The organism is Mycobacterium sp. NGS69 (genome assembly GCF_059812165.1).
Genome location: NZ_JCALCD010000004.1, coordinates 90,045 through 113,156 on the forward strand (window position 1 = coordinate 90,045; position 23,112 = coordinate 113,156).

The window sequence follows — 23,112 nt, forward strand, 5'->3', positions numbered from 1 at the left end:
CACGGGCCGATTCGCGGTGGCGCGACGCGCACAGGTTGTCGCGTGCGGGTCCCGCCGCGCCCGCCTCGACGGTCGCCCAGGGGGTTCGATCACCACGGCGGGCCGGGCGGGTGAGCCGTTGCGCGCGGATCTGTGCATGTCGGGGACGTTGGCAGCGCGAGGGGCTATCTTGGGTCTCGCTACCGGCGGAGCGGACGTGCCGCCGTGAAACTGGGGAGCACATTTGCGCATCGGGAAAATTAGGATCGGCTCGCTCGGTGATTGGAGGCCGACCGCGGGGGCGGTCATCTCGTGGCATCCGACCGCCGCGGCCCTGGAGAAGGCCCGCCAAGCGCCGGTCAGTTCGGTGCCGGTCAGCTACATGCAGGGCCAGCATCTGCGCAACTACCACGAGCGGACCGCCGCCGGGCTCGACTTTTCGCGACAGATCATCGCCACCTGTGAGGTACCCGGCGAGTGCGACATTTCCGCCATGGACCACGCCGTCAACGCGTACCTCCGTCGGCATGACACGTTCCGCAGCTGGTTCGAGCCCGCCGAGAATGGCGAATTCATCAGGCACACCCTCGCGGATGCCGCCGATATCGAATTCACGCCGATCGACCACGGCACCATGACGGTCGACGAAATACGCGCGCACCTGGTGGCCATTCCGAATCCGTTGGAGTGGGGTTGCTTCACCTTCGGAATCGTCCGAAACGACGATCACTTCACTTTCTTTGTCGCCATGGACCACGTCCACGGGGACGCGACGTTGATCGGCACGACGATGCTCGAGGCCAACGGAATGTACGCGGCGTTGAGCGGCGGCGGTGAACCCCTCGCGCTGCCCCGGGCCGGCAGCTTCAACGACTTCTGCACGCGCGAGCGCCAGTACGCGTCGACGTTGACCCTGGATTCACCGCAGGTGCGTGCCTGGATCGACTTCGCCGAGAACAACAACGGTGGCTTTCCCGAATTTCCGCTCCCGCTGGGTGATCCTTCGGAGCCGAGCAAAAGCGAATTGCTCTCCGAATTCCTGATGGACCCGGAGCAGACGGAGCGATTCGAATCGGCCTGCACGGCGGTCGGTGCGCGCTTCATCGGCGGCCTGTTCGCCTGCTTCGCCCTGGTAGAGCACGAGTTCACGGGCGCCCTCACCTACTACGGCCTCACCCCCAGGGACACCCGCCGGACCACGGACAATTTCATGACGCAGGGTTGGTTCACCGGCCTTGTCCCGATCACCGTGCCGATAGCCGCGGCCTCGTTCGCCGACGCCGCCTGGGCGGCGCAGGCCTCTTTCGATTCGGGCCTGGACCTGGCGAAGGTGCCGTATTACCGCGTCCTGGAACTGGCGCCGTGGTTGCACTGGCCGGAGCCGAATTTTCCGGTCTCGAACTTCTTGCATGGCGGAGCCGCACCGCTCAACGCCGTCCTGGCCGCGGCCGACCTGGGTTACGCGAACAATTTAGGAATCTATTCCGACGGCCGCTATTCGTATCAACTGACCATCTATGTGTTTCGATACGGGGAGGGCACGGCAATGGCGATCATGTATCCCGACAATCCGATCGCCCAGAAATCGGTTACCCGCTACATGGAAGCGATGAGGTCCGTATGCGCGCGGGTCGCGGACAGCGGGCATTGGGGACGCGTCGCCTAGCGCGGAGTAGTTCAATGGCTCGGAGTGGGAAATTGTGTGGTTTGAGGTGAGGCCAATATGCGACGGCTAGCCGATTTCGTGGTGCGGTGGCCCTGGGCGGTGATAGGGCTCTGGGTCGCGATTGCGGTCGCCCTGCCACTGTCCCTCCCGTCCCTGGGCGAGATGGCCCAGAAGCATCCGCTCGCGATCCTGCCCAGCGATGCACCGTCGAGCGTCACCGCGCGGAAGATGACGGAGGCGTTTCACGAATCGGGCTCGGAAGACCTGCTGCTGGTGGTGCTAACCAGCGACAATGGGGCCAAGGGGCTCAGCCCCGACGACGAGGCCGGATACCGCAAAGTGGTGGACGCCCTGCGCGCGGACCCGCGAGACGTCGTGATGCTGCAGGATTTCATCAGCACGCCGCCCCTGCGTTCGGTCGTGACCAGCCAGGACCATAAGGCCTGGGTGCTGCCGGTCGGCGTCGCGGGCGAGTTGGGCACTCCGCAGTCCTACGCCGCGTTCAACCGGATCAGCGACATCGTCAAACATTCGTTGGCACAGGCTCCCCCCGGGACACATCTCACCGCGAACCTCACCGGCCCCGCGGCGACCGTCGCCGACCTCACGGTCGCGGGCAACCGGGATCGGCTTCCGATCGAGTTGGCGATCTCCGTTCTGGTGCTGATCGTCCTGCTGGTGGTGTACCGCAGCGCGGTCACCATGCTGCTGCCGTTGATCACGATCGGCTTGTCGCTGGTGATAGCCCAGGCGCTGGTGGCGGGCTACTCGCAGCTGACCGGCTCGGGCGTGTCGAACCAGTCGATCGTGTTTCTGAGCGCGATCATGGCCGGCGCCGGAACGGATTACGCGGTCTTTCTCACCAGCCGCTATCACGACTATCTGCGGACGGGTGCGGATTTCGATCAGGCGGTCAGGCGGGCGATGATCTCGATCGGCAAGGTGATCACCGCGTCCGCCACCACCGTGGGACTCACCTTTCTCCTGATCAGCTTCGCGCGGATGGGAGTGTTCGAAACGGTCGGAGTGTCGTCGGCGATCGGGATCGGCGTGGCATTCCTCGCGGCCATGACGTTGCTGCCCGCGATTCTGGTGCTCGCCGGGCCACGCGGCTGGGTCAAGCCGCGGCGCGAACTGACCGCCCGGTTCTGGCGGCGCTCGGGCATCCGCATCGTGCGCCGGCCGAGGGCCCACCTGGTTGCCAGCGCGTTGGTGCTGATCATCCTGGCCAGCTGCGCCGGCTTGGTGCGCTATAACTACGACGACCGCAAAGCCCTGCGGCCTTCGGCCCCGAGCTCCATCGGGTATGCCGCGCTGGATCGCCATTTCCCGGTCAATCAATCCATTCCGGAGTACATCCTCGTCCAATCACCGCATGATCTTCGGACGCCGCAGGCCCTCGCGGACCTGGAACAGATGGCGGACCGCGTCAGCCAACTGCCGAATATCGCCGCGATCAGCGGCATCACCCGTCCCACCGGAAACGTGCCGGAACAATTCCGCGCCACCTATCAGGCGGGCGCGATCGGCAGCTTTCTGGCGGGCGGGTCCACCCTGATCAACGAACGCACCAACGACCTCAACCGGCTGGTCGAGGGGGCCGGCACGCTGGCCGACAGCCTCGGCGAAGTCCGCGGCCAGGTCAGCCAGCTGGCCGCCGGCGTCCGGGAACTGGAAAACGCCTTTGCCGCGACAAAAACCCAGTACAGCGGCGACGCGCTGGTCAGACAGGTCGACATCGCGGCCCAACTGGTCGACCATGTCAACTCGCTCACCAACGCCATGGGCTGGAATTTCTCAGCCGCCAAGAACATGTTTGCCTGGATTGGCCCGGTGCTGGCGGCGCTGCAGGGCAACCCCGTCTGCGACGCCGACCCGTCGTGCAGCGCGACCCGAGGCACGTTTGAGCAGTTGGTCGGCTCGCGCGACCAGGCAGACCTCGACGCGATCAACGACCTGTCCCACCAGCTGCAGGCGTATCCGGACAAACAGACCCTGAAGGCGTCGACGGACCGGCTGCGCAATGCGGTCACGAAGCTCACCAACGTGCTGCACTCGATGGGGGTGGATCAGCCCGGTGGCCTGCAGTCGAACCTGAACACCCTGCAAAACGGCGCGGACCGGTTCGCCGGTGGGAGCAGGCAAGTGGCCGACGCGGTGGCGCAACTCGTCGAGCAGGTCAAGAAGCTGGGCGCCGGGCTCAGTGAGTCAGCGGCATTCTTGCTGTCCTTGAAGCACGACGCGGCACAACCGGCGATGGCCGGGTTCAATATCCCGGCCCAGCTGCTACATCTCAAAGAGTTCCAGGAGGCTGCAAAGGTTTTCATCTCGCCGGACGGCCACTCGGTGCGGTATCTGGTTCAGACCAAGCTCAATCCGTTCAGCACCGAAGCCATGGATCAGGTCAACACGATCGCTGCGACCGCCCGGGGAGCCCAACCGAACACCGCCCTGGCGGACGCCAAGGTCTCGATGGCGGGATACACCGTCGGCCTGAAGGACACGCGCGACTACTACCAGCACGACATCCGCTTCATCATCGCGGTGACCCTCCTGGTCGTGCTCCTGACCCTGATCGCGCTGCTACGTGCGATTGTCGCGCCGCTCTATCTGGTTGCATCCGTGGTCGTTTCGTATTTGTCGGCGGTGGGGATCGGAGTCGTGTTCTTCCAGTTCATGCTGGGCCAGCAATTGCACTGGAGCGTGCCCCCGCTGGCATTCGTGGTGCTGGTCTCGGTGGGCGCCGACTACAACATGCTGCTCGTCTCGCGAATGCGTGACGAGTCCCCGAACAGTGTGCGTTACGGCATAATTCGCACGCTCGGTTCGACGGGCGGCGTGATCACGGCGGCGGGTCTGATCTTCGCGGCCTCGATGGCCGGCCTGCTGTTCTCCAGCATCGGTACCGTGGTTCAGGGCGGTTTCGTGATCGGTGTGGGAATTTTGCTGGACACCTTCCTGGTGCGCACCATCACGGTTCCGGCCATCGCGGCGCTGTTCGGGTGGGCGAACTGGTGGCCGTCAGAAGTGCAGGTACGGCGGCCGACATCGACGGTCGGACGCGCGGAACAGCAATCCGTTGACGGGCCAGCGTGATGTGTGAGACTAGAGCAGAGCGGTCGGGAGTAAGGATGAATAAAACACTCGCAAGGGCTACCGCGCTGGTAACTGTCGGCGCCACAGTGTATTTCGGCGTCGGGGCGGCATCGGCCGACGAGACGCCCATCGGCGGACCGCCGACACCGGGGGCCCCGGGCGACCAGACGGCGTACGCTCTCGGCGGCGCTCACGTTCTCGGCATCCCCTACGACGAGTACATCCGTCAGGAGGGTGCGCAATGGTTCCCCGGCCAGCAGCGCGAAATCGTAAACTACCCGGCGGGACAGGTTCAGGGCCACGTGCTGGGGCGGCTCTTCCCCGGAATCGGCAAGGCCGGCGACGAGATCATCCCGGGTCTGGGCCTGGACGGCCCCAGCGTCGGCGAGTCGGTCGACGCGGGAGTGGACAACCTTGTTGCCGCGATCAAAAGCGGTCGCCCTGGTACGGCGATCGGCCTGTCCGAGGGCGGGTTCGTGGTCGACGGCGCGCAGGCGCGGCTGGCGACTGACCCGACCGCTCCCCCGCCCGACACGCTGAACTTCGCCACATTCGGCGACCCGATCGGGCATCACGCCTTCGGTCAGAGTTTCCTGACCGCCGTGTTCCCGGTCGGCAGCACCGTTCCCGCGCTCGACTACACCATGCCGCCGACCTACGAGAGCCAGTACGACACCGACAGGTTCGTGGCCGCGTACGACTCGATCGCGGACTTCCCCGACCGGCCCGACAACCTGTTCGCCTTCGCCAACACGCTCATGGGCCTCGCGACCGGTCACACCGCGGTGGCCTTCACGAACCGGAGCATGGTGCCGCCGCAGAACATCCGAACCACGATCAACTCCCGGGGCGCGAAAGACACGACCATCATGGTGCCGGAGAAACACCTTCCGCTGGTCATGCCGCTGAAATACATCGGGATTCCGGAGGACACGCTCAACAAGCTCGACGCGATCCTGCTGCCCCGGGTGAACGCCGGCTATTCGCGAAACGACGACCCGTCGACCGCTCCGGTTCAGGTGGACCCGGTGCACGGTTTCGATCCGGCGGAGGTCACCGCGCCGGCCAACCAGGCGACGTTCGGCGGCGGCGCCGACCCGTTCTCCCAGATCCTCGCCGGTGCCATGTCCGTGTTGTCGCACAGCGCACTGCAAACCGACCACTGACTCCAGCGGAGTCGACCAACTAGTACGGACGTGATCTAACCCCGATGCCTCGATCAACGATTCTGTCGATGCTGCACGGACGCGCCAGCCTGCGGCCCCACGACGTGGCGTACACCTTTACCGATTACGCCGACGACTGGGCCGGAGTTCCCGAGATCCTCACGTGGGCGCAGCTGTCCCGCGGGACTTTGAATGTGGCGCACGCGCTCCGCCCGCACGGGTCGGTCGGAGACAGGGCGGTCATCCTGGCCCCCCAAAGCCTTGACTACATCGCGGCATTCCTGGGATCCATGCAGGCCGGGCTGATCGCCGTCCCGCTCCCGTTGCCCCACCGCGGTTCCAGTCACGAACGCGTCAGCCCGATCCTTGCCGACGCGGCTCCGTCAGTTGTCCTCACGACCTCCGCGGTGGCCGAAGACATCGCCGAGTACGTCGACCAGGCGCGCCTCGACGCTGTGCCCGAGATTGTCGAAATCGATTCGATGAACCTGGATGTCGATCCCGGAACAGGCGTCCGGGCAGCCGATCCGCCCAGCATCGCGTATCTGCAGTACAGCTCGGGTTCGACCCGGGCGCCGACCGGGGTCATCGTCTCGCACCGCAATCTGCAGGTGAACTTCGAGCAGCTGATGCGCAGCTTCTTCGCGGATTCCAACGTCAAAGCCCCCGCGGACGCCACGATCGTGTCGTGGTTGCCCTTCTACCACGACATGGGCTTGGTGCTGGGAATCTGCGCGCCGATCCTCGGCGGCTATCGCGGCGAGCTGACCAGTCCCGTTGCGTTTCTGGAGCGGCCGGCCAGGTGGGTGCGAGCCCTGGCGGAAAATCCCCATACGTGGTCGGCGGCGCCCAACTTCGCCTTCGATCTGGCCGCCCGCAAGACGACCGACGCCGACCTGGCCGGGCTCGACCTCGGCGAGGTATTGGGCATCATCAGCGGTGCCGAACGCGTCGAGTCGGCCACCTTGCACCGCTTCGTTGATCGGTTCGCCCACTTCAATTTTCGGGACCATATGATGCGTCCCTCGTACGGTTTGGCGGAGGCGACCGTCTTCGTGACGGCCGGCACCTGGAACGAATCATCGGACGCGGTTGCATTCGACATCGAGGAGCTGTCCGCGGGCCGTGCCCGGCGATCTGCGGAAGGGGCCGGCACGGCGCTGGTCAAATACAAAGTGCCGCAATCACCCACGCTGCGGATCGTCGACTCCGACACGAACCGCGAGTGCGCGCCGGGTTCGGTCGGCGAGATCTGGATACACGGGCCGAACGTCGCCGACGGCTACTGGGGCAAACCGCCGGAGGAGCAGCGCTGCTTCGGCGCGGTGCTCGCCGACCCGTCGCCGGGCACACCCGACGGACCGTGGCTGAGGACCGGCGATCTGGGTTTCGTCTTCGAGGGTGACCTGTTCATCGTCGGTCGCATCAAGGATCTGCTGATCATCCGTGGACGCAATCACTACCCCGAGGACATCGAGGCAACCGTTCAGGAGATCACGGGTGGTCGGGTCGCGGCGATATCGGTTCCGGTGAGCAGCACCGAGAAGCTGGTCGCCGTCGTCGAGCTCAAGAAGCGAGGCCGCTCCCACGAGGATGCCCAGGACATTAAGCGCTGGCTCACCTGTGTCAAGCGCGATGTCACCTCCGCAATATCCAACGCGCACGGCGTGAATGTCGGGGACCTCGTCCTGGTGCCGCCGGGGTCGATTCCGACCACGACGAGCGGCAAGATCCGGCGCGCGGCCTGTGTCGAGCAATACCGCCGGGACCAGTTCGCCCGGTTGGACGCGCGGACAGAACCTGCTTGAGGACTCGGCCGGCCTGGTGATTGGGACGACCGGCCCGCGTGCGCGTGGGCCTGGTTGAACATAATGAGTCCAATCGCACCGGCAAAGGAGCCCCCTGATGACCACGACCAGCGCAGACCGCCCGTTCCGGGTGATCCAGTGGACGACCGGCAACATCGGGCGGCGGTCGCTGCACGCCATCATCGGCCGGCCGGACATCGAACTGGTCGGGGTGTACGCGCACGGAGCCGAAAAGGTCGGCGTGGACGCCGCCGAGCTGTCCGGGTGGCCGGAGCCGACCGGGATCAAGGCCACCAATGACATCGATGCGCTGCTGGCGCTTCGACCCGACGCGTGTTGCTACAACCCGTTGTGGCCCAGCGTCGACGAACTGGTGCGGCTGCTGGAGGCGGGCGTCAACGTGTGCACCAGCGCCGCCTGGATCACCGGCGGCAAGCAGACGCCGGAGGACCGCAAGCGCATCCAGGACGCCTGCGAACGGGGCGGTTCCACGATCTTCGGCAGCGGAGCGCACCCCGGGATGACCAACATGGTCGGGATGGTGCTGTCCGCATCGTGCGAGCGCGTCGACGAGATCCGCATCACCGAGTCGGTGGACTGCTCGACCTACGAGTCGGCGGAAACGCAGACGGCGATGGGGTTCTCGCAAGACCCCGACACCCCGGGACTGGCGGAGAACGTGCGCCGGGAAAGCGAGGTCTTCGCGGAATCGGCCGCGATGATGGCCGACGCGATCGGCGCCAAACTGGACAAGATGACGTTCGACGTCACGTTCACCGCGGCCACCGCCGACTCCGATCTGGGCTTCATGAAGATCCCCGAGGGAACGGTCGGCAGCGTCTACGGCTACCACCGCGGCTGGGAAGGCGACCGCAACGTCGTCAGCGTCGGATTCAACTGGACCATGGGCAGCCACGTCGTCCCCCCCAAACCGCTCGAGCACGGCCACGTCATCCAGGTGTTCGGCCTGCCCAACATGCGCACCGTCCTGCACTGCCTGCCGCCGAAGGATTGGACGGAGCCCGGATTCATGGGGCTGGGAATGATCTACACCGCGATGCCGGTGACCAATGCCGTCCCGGCCGTCGTCGCTGCCAGGCCCGGGATAGTGACGCTTGCCGATCTGCCGCCGGTCACGGGCCGGGTGGCGCGCTGACCCCGTGTCGGCCGCCCCGAAAGCCCAAACCCGGAGGAACGGTTCCGTGCACTAGGTCTACGATGCTTAGCTGAGCAATGTATCGGCAACCGGCGTTGTCGGCGGCGGTGGCCGCGGGGGCGAGCGGAAGGCGGTCAAGGTAGTGAAGGCCCTAGCCCGGGCGCTCAAGCGAGCGTGGATTCCTGTGGTGTTGGTGGTCGTGCTCGCCGTCTCGGCTTTGGTGGTCTCGCGGCTACACAAAATTTTCGGGTCCCAGGACCTCAACGCGAATGCGGGCAGGGGGATCGAGATCGTGCAGTTCAATCCGAAGGTCGTCGTGTACGACATCTCGGGACCGCCCGGATCCACCGCGAACATCAACTACTGGGACGAGAACGCCAACACCCACCAAATCAACAACGCGCCGCTGCCCTGGTCGACCACAATCTCCACCACGCTTCCCTCGGTGAGCGCCAACATCATGGCGCAAAGCGACGGCAGCCGGATCAGCTGCAAGATCACCGTCGACGGCGTCGTCCGCGACAACCAGAATTCCGACGGCCATAACGCCCAAACCTTCTGCCTGGTGAAGTCCGCATGACCGACATCGACAAGGCCGGTTCCGGCACCAGAAGCGCCGAAGACGACGACGCCACGGGCCCGATCACGACCAAGAAGCCCAGCATGGCGGATCGCGGCCACCGCCCTTATCTTCCCCACGCGATCCGAATCTTCGCGATACCGATCATCCTGGCCTGGGTGTTCGTGACGGTGCTGGTGAACACGATCGTTCCCAAACTCGAAGTCGTCGGCGAAGCGCATTCGGCGCCGATGGCCCCACTGGACGCTCCGTCCATGAAGGCCATGATGCGGATGGGGCACAACTTCCGCGAATTCGATTCCAACAGCACCGTCATGATCGTGCTGGAAGGCCAACAACCCCTGGGCGACGACGCGCACCGCTACTACGACAACGTCATTCGCCAGCTGCGGCAGGATTCCAAGCACATCCAGCACATCCAGGACTTCTGGGGAGACCGGCTGACCGCGGCCGGGGCGCAGAGCGCCGACGCCAAGGCCGCCTATGTGCAGATAAACCTTGCCGGTAATCAAGGCACCACGCAGGCCAACGGGTCCGTGGACGCGGTCCGCAAGGTGATCGACGAGAACAAGGCGCCACCCGGGGTGAAGGCCTACGTCACCGGTCCCGCCGCGCTGTCCGACGACATGCACATCATCGGCAACGCCAGCCTGGCCAAGATCACGCTGTTCACGCTGGGCGCCATCGCGATCATGTTGCTGCTGGTCTACCGGTCCATCGTCACCACGCTCGTGCAGCTGTTCATGACCTTCGTGGCCCTGGCGTGTGCGCGAGGGGTCGTCGCGGTTCTGGCGTATCACGACGCATTTGGGCTCACGACCTTCGCCGCCAACATCCTCACCATGCTGGCGATCGCCGCCGGGACCGACTACGGCATCTTCCTGGTCGGCCGGTATCAAGAAGCGCTGGCCAGCGGTGAGGATCGAGAAAGCGCGTACTACACCACATTCAAGGGTGTTGCTCCCGTCGTCCTCGGCTCGGGCCTGACGATCGCAGGGGCGACCTATTGCCTGAGTTTTTCGCGGTTACCCTGGTTCAACACCATGGGCGCACCCGTGGCGATCGGCATGCTGGTCGTGGTCGCGGCCGGGCTCACCCTAGGCCCCGCGGTGGTCTTCATCGGCAGTCGCTTCCACCTCTTCGAAAAGCAAGCCAAGCGTGGCCGGCTATGGCGCCGGGTTGGCACCGCGGTAGTGCGTTGGCCCGCACCGATTTTGGCCGTCAGTGCCGCGGTCGTGCTGGTCGGCATGATCGCCCTGCCGAGTTTCCACACGAGCTACAACGACCGCCATTACCTGCCGTTGTCAGCCCCGTCCAATCAGGGGCAAGAGGCCGCGAACCGGCATTTCTCCGAGGCGCGGATGAACCCCGACCTGTTGATGGTCGAGTCCGACCACGACATGCGAAACCCGGCCGACATGCTGGTGTTGGACCGGGTGGCAAAGAACGAGATGCGCACGCAGGGCATCGCCATGGTCCAGGACATCACCCGGCCGCTGGGAATCCCGATCCAGCACAGCTCGATTCCGTTCCAGAACAGCATCCAGAGTCAGACGACGATGCAGAACATGAGCTTCCTCAAGGACCGCATCGCCGACATCCTGAGGATGGCCGACGATCTGCAGACCCAGATCGACACCACGCAACGCCAGTACGAGGTGTCGCTGGACCTGGCCAACGCCGCCGACGACAGCGCAAAGACCACCGAGGTGACGTCGCAGATCACGGACAAGTTGCGCGACCACATCGCGGATTTCGACGACACCTTCCGGCCGGTACGGAGCTACTTCTACTGGGAGCGGCACTGCTACGACATCCCGTTGTGCATCGGCATACGGTCCCTCTTCGACACCTTCGACGGCTTCGACCAGCTCGCCGAGCAGTTCCACTACCTCACCGCCGATATCGCACACACCGCCAAGGCCACCCACGACCTGAATGCGCTGTTCCCCGTACTGATCTCGACCCTGAAGAACACCAGGGGCATCACGCTGACGCTCTACCAGACGTTCAAGGCGATGATCGATCAGATGGAAGCGATGAGCAACACCGCCATCGTGATGGGGCAGAGCTTCGATCAGTCCAAGAACGACGACTTCTTCTATCTGCCGCCGGAGGCCTTCGACAACCCCGATTTCCAGACGGGCCTTCGCATGTTCCTGTCACCCGACGGCAAGTCGGCCCGGTTCTTCATCACCCATCAGGGCGATCCGATGAGTCCAGAGGGCATTGCCCGAGTCGACGCCGAACGCACCGCGGCGCAGGAGGCGTTGAAACAGTCCTCGCTGTCGGATGCCCGGGTGTATCTCGGTGGAACCGCCGCGACGTTCCGGGACATGGCCGACGGCGAGAAATACGACCTGATGATCGCCGTGGTGTCGGCCCTGACGCTGATCTTCACGATCATGCTGCTGCTCACCCGGAGCGTGGTTGCCGCGCTGGTGATCGTCGGCACGGCGGCCAGTTCGATCGCCGCGTCATTCGGGCTGTCGGTGCTGATTTGGCAGGACCTGTTCGGCATCAGAATCCACTGGATCGTGATGGCGCTGTCGGTCATCATCCTGCTGGCCGTCGGATCTGACTACAACCTGCTGCTGGTGTCGCGGTTCAAAGAGGAAATCCATCACGGACTCAAGACGGGGATCATCCGATCGATGGCCGGCACCGGTGGGGTGGTGACCGCCGCGGGGCTGGTGTTCGCCTTCACCATGGCGTCCATGCTCGGCAGCGAGCTGCGGGTGCTGGGGCAGTTCGGGTCGACGGTGTGCATCGGCCTGCTGCTCGACACCCTGGTCGTGCGCACACTACTAATGCCGTCGATCGCCACCCTGCTCGGTCGCTGGTTCTGGTGGCCGCTCGTCGTTCACCCGCGCGGTGACTACGGCCGTCCGCGCGCCGTCACGGCACCGGTGGCGTCAGCCGCCAGGAGCTAAGTCCAGGCACACCGCGACGGCCCCCGGGCCGACGTGCAGCCCGAGCACCGGCCCCAGCGGGCTGACGATCGCCGGCTCGCACGCCGGTAGCCGCTGCGCCAGCGCCGCCGCCACCTCGTTCGCGCCCTCCGGGTTGGCCACATGCTGCACGGCCAGGGCGGCGGGGCTCTCGCCGACGACCTCGCAGACCCGGTCGATCATCGCCGCGGTCGCGTGGGTCACGGTCCGCACCCGTTGGGCGAGAACGAGTTTGCCGTCATCGATGCGCAACAGCGGCTTGAGCGCCAGCGCGGTCCCCAGCCACGCCTTGGCCCCGCCGATCCGCCCGCTGCGGCGCAGGTTGTCCAGGCGGTGCACCACCACGAACGCGTGGCCGCGCGACACCGCCGAAGTCGCGGCGCCCGCGACGACGGACAGGTCGCCGCCGTCGGCCGCGGCGCGCGCGGCGGCCAGCGCCACGAACCCCGTTCCCATTGCGGCCGAACGCGAGTCGATGACGCGCACGTTCGCGTCCAGGTCGGCCGCGGTGCGTTGGGCGGCGCCGCAGGTTCCGGACAGCGCCGAGGAAAGATGCACCGCCACCACGCCGTCACCGCCGCTGTCGGCCAGCGCCTGCTGATAGGCGTTGGCCAGTTCGGCCGGGGTGGCCGCCGCGGTGGTCGCGTGCTGCTGGTAGATGTCGTCGGGAATGTCGTCCACGCCGTCGCGCAGGTCGCGGCCGTCGAGCAGGATATGCAACGGAACCACGCGGATGGACCACTTTTCGAGCAGATCGGCGGGCAGGCGCGACGACGCATCGGTCACCACCACGACTGGCATCGCGTTACCCGCGCGGCTTCTCGCCGGCAACGCCGGCTTCGGCAAGGGCCTTGAGCATCAGCTCCGCGACCGCCTGGTGGGCTTCGAAATTCCAATGGATGCCGTCGGGGTTACCGCGCCCACTCATGACCTGTTCCGCGACAGCGGCTTTGAGATCGACCAGGGGGACGTCGTGTTGCTCCGCCCACTCGGTGATCGCGGACACCGTCCCCGCGCGGCCATGGTGGGCCTTGCCGTATGTCTCGGCGATGTGCACCGACGGCAGTGACGCCACGATCGGAATGCCGGGGCGGTTGAAATCGATTGCGCCGCGGGTCTGTTCGAGGTATTCGGCGCTCAGGTGCGGCGGCAGCGCCGACCGGGCCACCGGCGAGAGCCGGGGCTGCAGCCACGCGTAGCCGTCGCGGACCCAGCGCCGCAGCCACGGCGGCCGCACGTAGCGGATCAGCTCGCGAACCGCGGTCGGCAGCACCGAGGGCAGCGAATCCATCCCGCCGGTCGCGAAGATCACCGCGCCAGCCCGGGGCAGCGCCGCCCAGGCCCGCGGGTCCTGCGTCGCCGCCCACCAGACGTCGCGACAGGTCCAGCCGATGCGCCCGATCAGCTCCACATCCCAACCCAGTTGCGTGGCAACGATATTGGGCCAGATGCGGGGATCGTCGGCGGGCAGGCCCCCGGTCGGCCCGTAATATGACAGGGAATCGGCGAACACCAACAGGGTGGGCCTGGACCCCTGCGTGCGGGACGGCTCAGAGGACATCGTTCGCAACCTGCGCGGAAGCGTTCCACACATCGAGGCGCCAGCGGACGGCATCGAAATCGGCGCCGGCGCCCCAATCGTCGGAGTGGCCGGACAACTGCACCCAGCTGGCATTGCCCATGCCGCCCAGCACCGGCCAGTTGGCGGCCGGCAGCCGCAACAGCGCGGCCGACAGGGCGGCGATCAGGCCGCCGTGGGCGACCAGCACCACCGGCCGATCCGGTTGGTTCTCATCGCCCCACTCCGACTCCCCCGATACCAGTTCGGCGACCAGCGGCAGGCTGCGGGCGGCCACGTCGACCCTGCTTTCCCCGCCGTGCGGCGCCCACGTCGCGTCCTCGCGCCAGGCCAGGCGGGCGCCGGGCGCCTCGACGTCGATCTGGGCGTGCGTCAGACCCTGCCAGTCACCCAGGTGGGTCTCGCGCAACCGCTCATCGACCCAGACCTTCAGGCCCGTGCGCTCCCCCAGCTTGATGGCGGTGTCGTACGCGCGCCGTAGGTCCGACGAGACGATCAGCAGCGGCTGCAGCTTGCCCAGCACCTCGGCCGCGGCGACCGCCTGCGCGCGGCCCAGCTCGCTGAGCTCGGTGTCCAGCTGGCCCTGCATCCGGCTGCCGAGATTGAAGTCGGTCTGCCCATGCCGCAACATCACCAGACGGCGGATCCTCATCGCGCGCTCGCCGCGTCGTCCGAGTCGTCGGAATCGGATGGGTCTTCGCCCCGCTCATCCAGGTCCACCGGTATCACCGGGCAGTCGCCCCACAGCCGGTCCAGCGCATAGAAGTTGCGGTCGTCCTGGTGCTGGATGTGCACGACGATGTCGCGGTAGTCGAGCAGCGTCCAGCGCCCTTCCCGGGCACCCTCACGCCGCGCCGGGCGGTAGCCCGCCTTACGCATTTTCTCCTCGACCTCGTCGACGATCGCGTTGACCTGCCGCTCGTTGGACGCCGAGGCGATGACGAAGCAGTCGGTGATCACCAGCTGGCCCGAGACGTCGATGACGAGCACGTCGTCGGCCAGTTTGGAGGCGGCCGCGCGCGCCGCGACGGTGGCCATCTCGATGGCTTCCCGGGTGGCGGTCACGTGTTGTTTCCCGCCGCGAATGTCGTTGGGCGCGTTGATCCTTCGGCTGTGCGGTACAGCCGGCGCTTCGAAACGTATTGCACGACACCGTCGGGCATCAAATACCACAGCGGGCGGCCCTGTTCGGCGCGCCGGCGACAGTCGGTCGACGAGATCGCCAGCGCCGGAACCTCGACGAGGGTCAGCGCGTCCTCGGTCAGCTCGCCCAGAACGCCGGTGACGTGTTCGCGGCGCAGCTCGTATCCGGGCCGGCTGACGCCGATGAAGCGCGCCAACCCGAACAGCTCCTCCCAGCCCTGCCACGACAGGATCGACTCGAGCGCGTCGGCACCCGTGATGAAGTACAGCTGCGATTCGGGGTTGAGCGCGTGCAGGTCGGCCAGCGTGTCCCGGGTGTAGGTGGGCCCGGCGCGGTCGATGTCGACCCGGCTCACCGAAAACCGCGGATTGGACGCGGTGGCGATCACCGTCATCAGATACCGGTCCTCGGCGGCGGAGACGTGCCGGCTCTTCTGCCACGGCTGGCCGCTGGGCACGAAGACCACCTGGTCCAGGTCGAACAGGTCGGCGACCTCGCTGGCGGCCACCAGGTGGCCGTAATGGATGGGATCGAACGTCCCGCCCATCACCCCGAGCCGGCGAAGCTGCTTTTGCACGATTTGCCAGCTTACTTGAGCTCAGGCGCGGCGCTGATTCCCCAGCTCAGCGGGCCGACGCGCCGTCACACCGGCAGCAGCTGGTCGATCACCGCCGCCAACTGCTTTGCGGACCGGCATTCGTGCATCGTGATGACCTCTTGGTAGCGCGGCACCGCCGAGTCGCCGCTGCCCCACAGGTGCTTGGGTTCGGGGTTGAGCCAATGCGCGTGGCGGCTGGCGGTCACCATGTCGACCAGCACATCGATGGCCGGGTCGCGGTAGTTGGTGCGCCCGTCCCCGAGCACCAGCAGCGAGCTGCGCGGCGACAGCGCGTTCGGGTGGGCCTGTACGAACGAGACGAACGCGTTGCCGTAGTCCGAGTGCCCGTCGCGGCTGTACACACCGGCCTCCCGGGTGATCCGCTGGATCGCCACGGCCAGGTCGGCTTCCGGGCCGAACATGTGGGTCACCTCGTCGGTCGTGTCGATGAACGCGAAGACGCGAACCCGCGAAAACTGCTGCCGCAGGGCGTGCACCAGCAGCAGGGTGAAGTGACTGAACCCGGCGACCGAACCCGAAACATCGCACAGCACAACCAGTTCCGGCCGCGCCGGGCGGGGTTTGGCCAGCACTACGTCGATCGGCACCCCGCCGGTGGACATGGACTTGCGCAGCGTCTTGCGCAGGTCGATGGTCCCCGCCCGGGAGCGCCGCCGGCGGGCCGCCAGCCGGGTCGCCAGGGTGCGGGCCAGCGGCGCCACCACCCGCTGCATCTGGCGCAGCTGGTCGCCCGACGCGCGCAGGAACTCGACGTTCTCCGAAAGCTGTGGGATGCCGTACATCTGGACGTGGTCGCGGCCCAACTGCTCGGCGGTGCGCCGCTTGGTTTCGGCGTCGACCATCTTGCGCAGCTGCGTGATCCGCTGGGCCGCCAGCGCTTTGGCGATCTGTTCCTGGGTGGGGGTGGGCTCGTCACCGTACGGGGCGAGCAGTCCCGCCAGCAGCTTGCCCTCCAACTCGTCCAGCGCCATCGCCTTGAGCGCCTGGTACGACGAGAACGACGGGCCCCGGCTGGAACTGTATTTGCCGTAGGCCTCCACGATCCGCGCGATCATCGCGACAAGGCGCTCGTCCAGGTCGGCAAGCTCGGGGTTTTCGGTGAGCAGGTCCAGCAGCATCTGGCGCATCGCCTCGACATCGTCGGGCGGGAGCGAGTCGTCTTGCGCCGCGCCGCCCTCGTCGTCGGTGACCACCGCCCTCGAACCCAGCGCGGCGGGGAACCACAGGTCGAACATGGCGTCGTAGGTCTCGCGGTGATCGGGCCGGCGCAAAACGGCGCAGGCGATCCCCTCCCGCAGCACCTCGCGATCGGCCAGGCCCAGGGTCGCCATCACCCGCCCGGCGTCCACCGTCTCCGACGGGCCCACCGAAATACCCTGCGCGCGAAGCGCTTCCACAAAACCGACCAGATGGCCCGGCAGCCCGTGGGGGGCCAGCGGGCGGCTGGGACGGATGCGGCGGGCGGCCATCACGGCGTCCTAATTGAGCCGGAGCTCGCCGGCGGCGCGCTGCTGATCGGATTGATGCTTGAGGACCACGCCGAGTGTCTGCGCGACCACGGCGTCGTCGATCGTGTCCAGGCCCAGCGCGAGCAGGGTGCGGCCCCAGTCGATGGTCTCGGCGATGGACGGCACCTTCTTCAGCTGCATCCCGCGCAGCACGCCGATGATGCGCACCAATTCCTCGGCCAGGTGCGCGGGCAGCTCGGGGACGCGGGACAACAGGATGCGCCGCTCCAGCTCGGGGCTCGGGAAGTCGATGTGCAGGAACAGGCAGCGCCGCTTGAGCGCCTCGGACAATTCGCGGGTGGCGTTGGAGGTCAGCACCACGAGCGGTGTCCGCGCGGCGGTGATGGTGCCCAGTTCGGGCACGGTCACCGCGAAGTCGGACAGCACCTCCAGCAGCAGGCCCTCGATCTCGATGTCGGCCTTGTCGGTCTCGTCGATCAGCAGCACCGTCGGGTCCGTGCGCCGGATGGCGGTCAGCAGCGGACGCTGTAGCAGAAACTCCTCGCTGAACACGTCGTCCTTGGTCTGGTCCCAGTCGCCCGACCCGGCCTGGATCCGCAGGATCTGCTTGGCGTGGTTCCACTCGTAGAGCGCGCGGGCCTCGTCGACGCCCTCGTAGCACTGCAGGCGCACCAGCCCCGAGCCGGTGGCCTGGGCGATGGCGCGGGCCAGCTCGGTCTTGCCGACGCCGGCCGGTCCCTCCACCAGCAGCGGCTTGCCGAGCCGGTCGGCCAGGAACACGGCGGTCGCGGTCGCGGTGTCGGGCAGGTAGCCGGTCTCGGCCAACCGTCGCGAGACGTCGTCGATGTCGGCGAATAGCGGCGCCGGCCGGGCGGGCACACTCACGATCTCAGTTCTCCTCAGGCTTTGGCGTCAGGCCGGGCGGGTCTGCCCGTCTCCCCACGCGATCCACTTGGTCGAGGTCAGTTCCGGCAATCCCATCGGGCCGCGCGCATGCAGCTTCTGTGTGGAGATGCCGATCTCGGCGCCGAAACCGAACTGCTCGCCGTCGGTGAAGGCCGTCGAAGCGTTGATCATCACCGCGGCAGCATCGACCCCGTCGCTAAACCGTTGCGCCGCAGCCATATTCGTTGTCACGATCGCCTCGGTGTGCCCGGTGCCGTATTCGTTGATGTGGGCGATCGCGGCGTCGACGTCGTCGACGACGGCCACCGCGATGTCCATCGACAGGTACTCGCGGCGCAGGTCGGACTCATCCGCGTCGAGATGAACCGTCACCCCGGCATCCTGCAGGGCGCCGACCAGCCTGGGCATGGCCTCCGCGACGATCGCGGAATCGACCAGCAGCGTCTCGGCGGCGTTGCAGACGCTGGGCCGACGGGTCTTGGAGTTCAGCAGGATCCGTTCCGCCACGTCCAGGTCGGCGGACTCGTGCACGTACACGTGGCAGTTGCCGACTCCGGTCTCGATGGTGGGGACCCGGGCGTCGCGCACCACCGCGTCGATCAGGCTCGCGCCCCCGCGCGGGATCACCACGTCGACCAGTCCGCGCGCCTGGATCAGGTGGGTGACCGTGGATCGATCGGCGGCCGAGAGCAGCTGAACCGCGTCGGCGGGCAGGTCCTCGCTGATCAGCGACCCGCGCAACACGTCGACGAGCGCCTGATTGGACTTCGCCGCCGACGAGCTGCCGCGCAGCAGCACCGCGTTGCCGGACTTGAGCGCCAGCCCGAACGCGTCGACGGTGACGTTGGGCCGGCCCTCGTAGATCATGCCGACCACGCCGAGCGGCACCCGCTGCTGGCGCAGGTGCAGCCCGTTGGGCAGGGTGTAGCCCCGCAGCACCTCCCCGACCGGGTCCGGCAACCCGGCGACCTGGCGCAGGCCGGCGGCGATTCCCTCGACGCGCTTGCGGTCCAGCGCCAACCGGTCGAGCATCGCGGTCGGTGTGCCGGCCGCCCGGGCCGCGTCGAGGTCTTCGGCGTTGGCCGCCAGGATCCGCTCGGTGTGGGCGCCTATCGCGTCGGCCGCCGACTGCAGGGCCGCGTCCTTGGCGACGGTCGGCAGCAACGCCAGCGCGCGGGCGGCGACCCGGGCGCGGCGCGCGGCGTCGTGGACCTCCCGGCGCAAGTCAGGGCGCGTTGGGGCTTGCAGACTCATTTATTAAGGGTAACGGTCCCCAGCGGGCCAGGTCAGAGCGGGAGCCTCAGGCGACCCGCTCACCGCGGCGCGCCTGCCGCACTTTGCTCTGCCGTTCGTCGAGGATGTGGCCGAAGTTCTGTAGCAGCAACGGTTCACGCATCACCAGGTGCTCGACGTGTTCGCGATCGATCTCCAGCGCGGTCACCTCGTCGAGCGCGTACGCGCTCGCCATGTTCGGCTGCCGGGTGAGTGCGGTCAATCCCAGGAACGAACCTTCGAGCAGCGTGCTGATCGGGACGATCGATCCGTCGTCGGCCATCGCGGTCAGCTGCACGCGGCCCTCGACCAGAAACGTCATACCGCTCGGAATCTGACCCGCGTATTCCACGGTTTCGTCGGCACCGTACCGGACGAGTTTCGCGCACGAATGCAGCGACCGCTGTTCGTCGGCGTTCAGCCGCAATGCCGGCGCCACCACGGTGCGCAGCGCTTTCTCCACCCGCTCTGGGGTCGAGTAGTCGTCGTCGCTGTTGTCCAGGTGCAGGCCTTCGCGCCGCGCGGCGTACCAGATCCAGCGCAGGAAGGTTGCTTTCGCGGCGCCGTCGTCGGCGGGTGAGGTCAGCCCGATGGAGGTGCGGTACTCCCCGGCGCCGACGGGCACCGACCGGGGCACGCTGTCGGCCTTGAGCTGCGGCAGACCGAGGGCGACGCGCGACAGCATGGCGCACACCCGGTCGGGCGGGTCGGCGGGCGAAAACGTCGTCGTCATCGCCAGCTTGTGGGTCCCCACCGGGCGGCTCAGGTTGGTGAACGCCGTCGTGGCCAGCACCGAGTTCGGCGTCACCCGCATTCCGCTGCCGGTGTCGATGTGGACCGCCCGCCAGTTCACCTCGACGACGCGTCCCTTCGCGGTGCCGGTGTCCAGCCAGTCGTTGATCCGGAAAGGCTGCTCGAAGAGCATGAACAAGCCCGACACGATCTGGCCGACGGAGTTCTGCAGCATCAGGCCGATGACGACCGAGGTGACGCCCAGCGCGGTGAACAGGCCGCCGACCCGCACGCCCCAGATATACGACAGGATCAGCACCAGCCCGACGCCGATCAGGGCAAACCGCGCGACGTCGAGGAAGATGGCGGGCAGGCGCGCACGCCAGCTCTCTTCGGGCGCGCCTTCGAACACGGTGGCGTTGAGCCCGGACAACATCAGCACCAGCACCAGGAAGCCGAACACCGTGGTGAGGAGCCGCACCGGCACCTCCCCGGCGGGAATTTGCGACGCCTTGACGAGCAGCAGCAAGAGCGCGACGAGGGGCAGCAGGTAATTGCGCAGCAGGCCAACCTGCCTGGCCACGCGGCTGTTCCGGCGGACCAGCGTGTGGTGCAGCTCGGTAAGAAAAATCAAGCAGATCGGAAATCCGACGGCGATACCCACCGCCCAGTAGAACCACGAGGAGTTCCAGGCGTTCATCATCGCTCCGACAACCGGTACATGGCCTGCTCGGTGCCGCCGACCGAGATCGTGCCCGCGGGCGTGAAGTGCCGAACGTCGCGCATCGCCTCGTAGACCGGGGTGCTGACATAGATGCCGGGCTGCGGTGCGCCCCTGTGCATCTGGGAGGCCAGGCTCACCGCGGCGCCCCACATGTCGTAGACGAGGCTGGATCGGCCCACCAGCCCGCTGATGACGTTGCCGGTGTTGATTCCGACCCGAAGGCCCAACTCGTGGCCGGTCTGGCTGTTGAACCGCTCGATGATGCGGCGCATCTCGACGGCGAAGTCGACGGTTCGGTGAATGCTGTCCAATCGCGGGGTGATCACCCCGCAGGTGGCGAGGTAACCGTTGTGGAAGGTGCGGATACGTTCGACGCCAAGAGTTTCCGCCGCCGAATCGAACTGCCGGAACAGCTCGTCGACGATCCGCACCAGCTCGTCGCCCGGCAGGTCGTTGGAAAGCTCGTCCAGCCCGGCGATGTCGGCGAAGATGATGGCGACGTCCTGGTGCTTCTGGGCGATGGTCGCCTCGCCCTCGCGATACCGCTCGACGATCGACTCCGGCATCAGCGCCAGCAGCAGGCGGTTGTTTTCGTTGCGCTGCTCGTTGAGCAGCTCTTCCTTGATCGCGAGGTTGCGGCTCATCTCATTGAAAGCCGCTGTGAGGTCGCCGATTTCGTCCCGCGTCATGACCGGAATGTTGACGTCGTAGTCGCCGGAGCTGATTTTGCGGGTGCCCTCCTCCAGGCGCCGGACCGGCCGCATCGCCGTCCCGGCGATCACCATCGAGGCGACGCTGATCACGAACACCAGCGCGGTGACCGCGATCACGAGTGTCTTGCTGAACCTGCCCAGCCGCGCAAATGCGTCCGAGTCGTCCCGCGTGGCCAGGATCGACCAGTGCAGGTCGGAATTGGGAATGTCCAGTGGCGCATAGGCTTCCAATTCCTTGTTGCCGGTGTAGTCGACGGAGCTCATGGTGCCGGTCTCCCCGCGCCTGGCGGCGCGAAGACCCGCGGTGTCGACCGGCTGCACCAGCGTCGTGCCGCCCAGCCGGATCGCCCTCTCCACGACGTCAGGCGCCGTGCCGGCGTCGATGGCGTCTCGCTTGTATTGCTGGGGGTTTTCCAGGAATTCCCGTGAGTCCGACCGCATCAGGCCGTCGGCGCCGGCGAGATAGGTCTCGGTCGCGGAGCCCATGCCGGCGGCTTGCCAGTGCTTGTTGGCGGTCATGATGTTGTTGATCTTCGCGATCGGCACCGGAAGGGCCATGACACCGTCCATCTTGCCGTTCATGCCGACCGGCGAGACCACCCACGCCGTGGGCGCGTCGAGCGCGGGCTGATAGGGCTGAAAGTCGGTGATCCAGACGAAATCCACGTCGTTGGAGCGCAGCGCCCTGTCGTACGCGTCATGCAGCTTCGATTCGCGATAGGGCCCGGTGAGGATGTTGGTCCCGAGGTCGGGGCCCTTGCGGACGGAGTAGACGACGTTGCCCTGCATGTCGAGCAGCAGCGCGTCGCGATAATCGAAGCGGGTGACGATGGAGCGCATGTAGAAATCGAAGCGCGCGTTGGCCGTCGACCATGCGCTGCCGTCGCCCGCGTCCTCGACGGGCAGCGAGTCGGGGGTCGGCCTCGGCGGCGCGGTGTAATACGCCTGAATGTATTTCTGCGACGGGGAAGTCGGCAGCACCGCGTTGAGGTCGATCTCGTTGCCGTTGATCCGTTTGATCGGCGCGATCATCTGGTTCTGGTAGTAGTTGACGAGCTCCTGCTGTTGAGCGGGGGTGATCGACGAATTTCCCAATTGGTTGAAGCCCGCCGTCAACGCCGCGGTGGCCTCGTTGACGCTGAATCCGCTGCTGTAGACGATCAGGGAATTCGTCACCTCCCGGAACAGCGCCTGGACCTGCCTCTTCTGCGACTCGCGCAGCTCGATCAGCCGCTCGGACTCGACTTGCCGCAGGGCATTGCGGCCGGATATGGCCCCGATGAGCCCGATCACGGACACGCCGAGGATCCCCGAAAGGAGCATCGCGATGAGGATCTTGGACTGGATGCCGAAGCGGAAGCGGTGCCACACCAGCGGCCGGCGCGCTCCCCGGCGCGGCTTTTCGGTCGACACGGATTCAGGGGCGGTTTCCGGCGTGTTTTCAGACGCCGGTTCGGCCATTTTCGGCTCGGTCAGCGTCATTCGCCTTTCCCCCTTCCTTCCGACCGGATTGACACCGATCACGCAGCAGACTAACGCGCGGACATCACGA

The 23,112-nt window shown here is 66.7% G+C and carries 17 protein-coding genes; 7 read left to right on the forward strand and 10 right to left on the reverse strand.

The window, feature by feature from the left end:
* The first annotated feature begins 223 nt into the window (after nucleotides 1-223).
* The 7 genes from AC5Y2S_RS13245 (at nucleotide 224) to AC5Y2S_RS13275 (ending at nucleotide 12,384) form a co-directional block, all read left to right on the forward strand.
* Entirely contained in the window at nucleotides 224-1,645 is a 1,422-nt protein-coding gene (locus AC5Y2S_RS13245; protein WP_499956593.1) for a condensation domain-containing protein, read from the forward strand.
* Nucleotides 1,646-1,702: 57 nt separating this feature from the next.
* Nucleotides 1,703-4,741, forward strand: a complete 3,039-nt coding sequence (locus AC5Y2S_RS13250; protein WP_499956594.1) for an MMPL/RND family transporter — start codon at nucleotides 1,703-1,705, stop codon at nucleotides 4,739-4,741.
* Nucleotides 4,742-4,776: 35 nt separating this feature from the next.
* Nucleotides 4,777-5,907 (forward strand): acyltransferase PE, encoded by a 1,131-nt coding sequence (gene pe, locus AC5Y2S_RS13255; RefSeq protein WP_499907365.1) that lies wholly within the window; start codon nucleotides 4,777-4,779, stop codon nucleotides 5,905-5,907.
* 44 nt (nucleotides 5,908-5,951) lie between these two features.
* Nucleotides 5,952-7,715, forward strand: coding sequence for an AMP-binding protein (locus AC5Y2S_RS13260; RefSeq protein ID WP_499956595.1), 1,764 nt, complete (start codon nucleotides 5,952-5,954; stop codon nucleotides 7,713-7,715).
* Between the two features lie 97 nt (nucleotides 7,716-7,812).
* Nucleotides 7,813-8,871 (forward strand): NAD(P)H-dependent amine dehydrogenase family protein, encoded by a 1,059-nt coding sequence (locus tag AC5Y2S_RS13265; protein ID WP_499956596.1) that lies wholly within the window; start codon nucleotides 7,813-7,815, stop codon nucleotides 8,869-8,871.
* 142 nt (nucleotides 8,872-9,013) lie between these two features.
* Nucleotides 9,014-9,451 carry an MmpS family transport accessory protein gene (locus AC5Y2S_RS13270; RefSeq protein WP_499907371.1) on the forward strand — a complete coding sequence of 146 codons (438 nt, stop codon included), beginning with the start codon at nucleotides 9,014-9,016 and terminating at the stop codon, nucleotides 9,449-9,451.
* A complete protein-coding gene (locus AC5Y2S_RS13275; protein ID WP_499956597.1) occupies nucleotides 9,448-12,384 on the forward strand; it encodes an MMPL/RND family transporter in 2,937 nt (978 codons plus the stop codon). Before AC5Y2S_RS13270 ends, AC5Y2S_RS13275 begins: the two co-directional genes overlap by 4 nt.
* On the opposite strand, the gene AC5Y2S_RS13280 is transcribed toward AC5Y2S_RS13275, so the two are convergent.
* The 10 genes from AC5Y2S_RS13280 to AC5Y2S_RS13325 form a co-directional block, all read right to left on the reverse strand.
* Nucleotides 12,367-13,203 carry a DegV family protein gene (locus tag AC5Y2S_RS13280; RefSeq protein WP_499956598.1) on the reverse strand — a complete coding sequence of 279 codons (837 nt, stop codon included), beginning with the start codon at nucleotides 13,201-13,203 and terminating at the stop codon, nucleotides 12,367-12,369. The two genes, AC5Y2S_RS13275 and AC5Y2S_RS13280, sit on opposite strands and share 18 nt — an antisense overlap.
* A 4-nt stretch (nucleotides 13,204-13,207) precedes the next feature.
* The gene (gene octT / locus AC5Y2S_RS13285) at nucleotides 13,208-13,963 is read right to left on the reverse strand and encodes a diglucosylglycerate octanoyltransferase (protein WP_499907377.1); all 756 of its coding nucleotides are present in this window, start codon (nucleotides 13,961-13,963) and stop codon (nucleotides 13,208-13,210) included.
* The gene (gene gpgP / locus AC5Y2S_RS13290; RefSeq protein WP_499956599.1) at nucleotides 13,953-14,633 is read right to left on the reverse strand and encodes a glucosyl-3-phosphoglycerate phosphatase; all 681 of its coding nucleotides are present in this window, start codon (nucleotides 14,631-14,633) and stop codon (nucleotides 13,953-13,955) included. The genes octT and gpgP overlap by 11 nt, the downstream gene beginning before the upstream one ends.
* Complete coding sequence (rsfS, locus tag AC5Y2S_RS13295; RefSeq protein WP_499907381.1) at nucleotides 14,630-15,046, reverse strand: ribosome silencing factor; 417 nt, start codon at nucleotides 15,044-15,046, stop codon at nucleotides 14,630-14,632. The genes gpgP and rsfS overlap by 4 nt, the downstream gene beginning before the upstream one ends.
* Complete coding sequence (gene nadD, locus AC5Y2S_RS13300; RefSeq protein ID WP_499956600.1) at nucleotides 15,043-15,702, reverse strand: nicotinate-nucleotide adenylyltransferase; 660 nt, start codon at nucleotides 15,700-15,702, stop codon at nucleotides 15,043-15,045. Before nadD ends, rsfS begins: the two co-directional genes overlap by 4 nt.
* 65 nt (nucleotides 15,703-15,767) lie before the next feature.
* The gene (locus tag AC5Y2S_RS13305; protein WP_499907393.1) at nucleotides 15,768-17,213 is read right to left on the reverse strand and encodes a vWA domain-containing protein; all 1,446 of its coding nucleotides are present in this window, start codon (nucleotides 17,211-17,213) and stop codon (nucleotides 15,768-15,770) included.
* Between the two features lie 9 nt (nucleotides 17,214-17,222).
* The gene (locus tag AC5Y2S_RS13310; protein WP_499956601.1) at nucleotides 17,223-18,098 is read right to left on the reverse strand and encodes an AAA family ATPase; all 876 of its coding nucleotides are present in this window, start codon (nucleotides 18,096-18,098) and stop codon (nucleotides 17,223-17,225) included.
* A 27-nt stretch (nucleotides 18,099-18,125) separates the two neighbouring features.
* The gene (locus tag AC5Y2S_RS13315) at nucleotides 18,126-19,373 is read right to left on the reverse strand and encodes a glutamate-5-semialdehyde dehydrogenase (protein ID WP_499956602.1); all 1,248 of its coding nucleotides are present in this window, start codon (nucleotides 19,371-19,373) and stop codon (nucleotides 18,126-18,128) included.
* Between the two features lie 46 nt (nucleotides 19,374-19,419).
* Entirely contained in the window at nucleotides 19,420-20,823 is a 1,404-nt protein-coding gene (locus AC5Y2S_RS13320; RefSeq protein WP_499956603.1) for a mechanosensitive ion channel domain-containing protein, read from the reverse strand.
* Nucleotides 20,823-23,042 carry an adenylate/guanylate cyclase domain-containing protein gene (locus tag AC5Y2S_RS13325; protein WP_499956604.1) on the reverse strand — a complete coding sequence of 740 codons (2,220 nt, stop codon included), beginning with the start codon at nucleotides 23,040-23,042 and terminating at the stop codon, nucleotides 20,823-20,825. Before AC5Y2S_RS13325 ends, AC5Y2S_RS13320 begins: the two co-directional genes overlap by 1 nt.
* Between the last annotated feature and the right edge of the window lie 70 nt (nucleotides 23,043-23,112).